Source organism: Staphylococcus rostri, from assembly GCF_002902145.1.
Taxonomy (GTDB): domain Bacteria; phylum Bacillota; class Bacilli; order Staphylococcales; family Staphylococcaceae; genus Staphylococcus; species Staphylococcus rostri.
Map to the genome: position 1 here is coordinate 1 of NZ_PPRF01000029.1, position 2,911 is coordinate 2,911.

2 protein-coding genes are annotated in these 2,911 nt (G+C 27.8%); both read right to left on the reverse strand.

The window, feature by feature from the left end; genetic code table 11:
* Window positions 1–666: 666 nt before the first annotated feature.
* Window positions 667–1,590 carry a protein rep gene (locus CD122_RS04990; RefSeq protein ID WP_103357905.1) on the reverse strand — a complete coding sequence of 308 codons (924 nt, stop codon included), beginning with the start codon at window positions 1,588–1,590 and terminating at the stop codon, window positions 667–669.
* 226 nt (window positions 1,591–1,816) lie between these two features.
* The gene (locus CD122_RS04995; RefSeq protein ID WP_042739925.1) at window positions 1,817–2,638 is read right to left on the reverse strand and encodes a putative RNA methyltransferase; all 822 of its coding nucleotides are present in this window, start codon (window positions 2,636–2,638) and stop codon (window positions 1,817–1,819) included.
* Window positions 2,639–2,911: the final 273 nt, after the last annotated feature.

Sequence of the window (2,911 nt, forward strand, 5' to 3'; positions counted from 1 at the left end):
AAATTTTCTCGGCATAAATGCAACAATTTTTTATACATTGCTCACTACGTATTTTGATGTTTTTAAATTCTTTTCAGATTCTCTGCTAAGAGCATAAGGGGACACAATGCCACTCCGTGTCACTCAGCATAGCTGAGGTGTCTTCTTATGCTTTTTGCATATTTTTTAAATCATGTTAAAAGGCAAAACATCATACTCTCAAAGCATATTAGCAACTTTTAAAATGTATAACCTGTATAAAAGTTTCCTGGCATCGTTAGAACTTGTATCCAGATTCTTTACAAGCCAATTATATCAACGTTTATAAAATTATAGATTCTGATAGATTCTAAAAAACAGCTTATAGATTCTATAATCAACTTTATTTTTTGACTTTATACATTCTCATACATGCTTTATTTTGAATTTTAAGGGGGCATTTTAAAGAAATAGGGGTAAATCATATAGTTTTATATCCAAAAGTTTATATACGCTCTTAAAACGCAAATATGAGCCAAATAAATATATTTTGATTTCACAAACAAAAAATTGAACAAAACCAGTAGCTAATTTTTTAGACACTGCCCAGTTACATGCAAATTAATTTGCATACATTTTTTATAGTTCCCACAGGGGCAGGCGACATTATTTTTAACAATAAAAAAGTGTCAGTCTAAGACCAACACTTTATGTTTCTTCTTCAATTTCATCAATCATTTGATGATTTAATTCTCTTTTTTCTTGTTCTGTTAAATCATGCAATTCACTCGCTAAATATTCTTTTTGTTTCCAAATATAAAAAATTTGATAGATATATTCAGTTGGATCAATCTCTTTTAAATAATCTAAATCGCCATTTTTTAATAACTTTCTCGCCTCTTTAAATAATCCTGAATAAACTAATACCTGTTTACCTTTAAGTGATTTATAGAATGCATCAAATACTTTTTGATTTATTAAATAATCACTATCTTTACCAGAATACTTAGCCATTTCATATAATTCTTTATTGTTATTTTGTCTTATTTTTTGAACTTGAACTTGTGTTATTTCTGAAATGCCCGTTACATCACGCCATAAATCTAACCATTCTTGTTGGCTAATATAATATCTTTTATCTGTGAAATACGATTTATTTACTGCAATTAACACGTGAAAATGAGGGTTATAATCATCTCTTTTTTTATTATATGTAATCTCTAACTTACGAACATAACCCTTAATAATTGATTTAACTTTTTTACGTTCAACCATTTTTTTAAAAGACTTATTATAATGTTTTATCTCATCTTCCAACTGTTCATTTTGTACATTAGGCGTCGTAAGCGTTAAAAAAATAAATTCCTTTTTCTCTTGCTGCTTAATATATTGCATCATCAAAGATAAACCCAACGCATCTTTTCTAGCTTTTCTCCAAGCACAGACAGGACAAAATCGATTTTTACAAGAATTAGCTTTATATAATTTCTGTTTTTCTAAAGTTTTATCAGCTACAAAAGACAGAAATGTATTGCAATCTTGAACTAAGTCCATTTGATTCTCTCCAATATGACGTTTAATAAATTTCTGAAATACTTGATTTCTTTGTTTTTTCTCAGTATACTTTTCCATGTTATAACACATAAAAACAACTTAGTTTTCACAAACTATGACAATAAAAAAAGTTGCTTTTTCCCCTTTCTATGTATGTTTTTGATTAGACACCTAAAACGATACATTAATAGGTACGAAAAAGCAACTTTTTTTGGGTTTTAAGCCATATATACCAATGCTTTAAGGGTAACTATCCAAAATCGAAATAGTTACCCTTATTATCAAGACAAGAAGAAACTCGTTTTCAACTCGTTTTAAAACCACCAACCAAAACCTTAAAACTCATCGTAATTTCACTTAAGTTTTTCTTAATTATTCCTTCTTTTTCTACGTTACTTAAATTCCACGTTAAAGGCGTCATATCAAGTAATTTATTCAATTCTTCTTTATTTAATTTAACCTTATAACTAATATCTATCATTTCAATTTTATTAAAATTAGCTTCAAATAAATCTATAACATCAGAATTATCATAATCCTTATTTTTATGATTACTAAAGACTATATTCCTTATTTCTTTTAAATAATCACTATTAGGAATTATTTTTATCAATTTCCCCTCTTTATCTAGAACTCTTTTAAACTCATCATAATTAGAAGGGCTAAGCACATTAATTAAAAAGTCTACATTCCCATTCATAACTGGTATATCAGCTAGATCAGCAACCAACCAATTTATATTTTTATATGATTTTGCTGCTTTTTTTACACCTTCTTTTGCAATGTCTATACCTAAGAATTCATTTTCACCAAGAAATGTTTTACTAATTTCATTTAAAATATAACCCTCACCAGTACCAACATCTATCACATTATTTTTAGTTTTAATCTCATATTTTTTAATAATTTCTATGATTTTTGAAATTAATATCGAATACAAATTGCTACTATCATTCAATTCTCTTCTAGCAATAAACAATTTTTTATCGTATTTACTTTTTTTATGCCCTAAAATTAAATTCGAATAACCCTCTTTTGCAATATCAAAAGTATGGTTATTCTCACATGCTAAAGTTTTATAACCTCTCTTTAATTTTTCATCACATATAGAACACTTAAAAAACATATTCACACCTCCAATCAAATAATTATAAATAACAAAGTTGCTTTATTCCAATTGCTTTATTGACGTTGAGCCTCGGAACCCTTAACAATCCCAAAACTTGTCGAATGGTCGGCTTAATAGCTCACGCTATGCCGACATTCGTCTACAAGTTTAGTTAAGGGTTCTTCTCAACGATCAATAAATTTTCTCGGCATAAATGCAACAATTTTTTATACATTGCTCACTACGTATTTTGATGTTTTTAAATTCTTTTCAGATTCTCTGCTAAGAGCA

Bases quoted from the DNA above. Each gene is read 5' to 3' on its own strand.
- CD122_RS04990 (WP_103357905.1), bottom strand. From the start codon at position 1,590: ATGGAAAAGTATACTGAGAAAAAACAAAGAAATCAAGTATTTCAGAAA.
- CD122_RS04995 (WP_042739925.1), bottom strand. From the start codon at position 2,638: ATGTTTTTTAAGTGTTCTATATGTGATGAAAAATTAAAGAGAGGTTAT.